Origin of the sequence: Mesorhizobium sp. M7A.F.Ca.CA.004.06.1.1 (assembly GCF_003999135.1) — a bacterium.
Taxonomy (GTDB): domain Bacteria; phylum Pseudomonadota; class Alphaproteobacteria; order Rhizobiales; family Rhizobiaceae; genus Mesorhizobium.
Genome location: NZ_RZPQ01001427.1, coordinates 1 through 486 on the forward strand (window position 1 = coordinate 1; position 486 = coordinate 486).

Sequence of the window (486 nt, forward strand, 5' to 3'; positions counted from 1 at the left end):
GGTCAGGACGATGCCGGCCGCCCTGATCGGCAGGATCATCATCAGCATCGCGCTGAAGAAATAGACAGCGGCAATCGGGATGAACACGCCGGCGTCGGCAATGCCGTCAAGGCGCCTGACGCCGATCGCGCCATAGGGATAGCCGTGCCTGGCCACAGCCAGGCTCAACGCCATGAGCAAGGCGGTCAGCACGGCGACCAGTGCGAAGGATGTGAGGGCTTTGCTCATGACGTTCCTGTCCCAGACGAATCAGACAGGAACGTTTTTAGCGGGCGGTCGTAAATTGCGGGTAAGCGAGGGCGCTGCCCTCGCCTGTTTCGATCGCAATCTGGTGACAAAGCCTATTCGGCGGCGATCCTGCCGGCCGAGCGGTTGGCCAGCACGAAGCCGACCTCGTCAACCGCCTGCGCCACACGCTTCAGGATCGCCTCGGAGCGCAGTACGCCGTCGGTGAAATCCTTGTCGGTGGCGTAGACGGCGGTCGGC

Annotated in this window: 2 pseudogenes; both read right to left on the reverse strand. The window is 63.2% G+C overall.

Going from position 1 to position 486, the window contains the following annotated elements:
- Window positions 1-228 (reverse strand): annotated as a pseudogene (locus EN906_RS36750) (hypothetical protein); the annotation flags it as partial.
- A 113-nt stretch (window positions 229-341) separates the two neighbouring features.
- Window positions 342-486 (reverse strand): annotated as a pseudogene (locus tag EN906_RS39100) (FMN reductase); the annotation flags it as partial.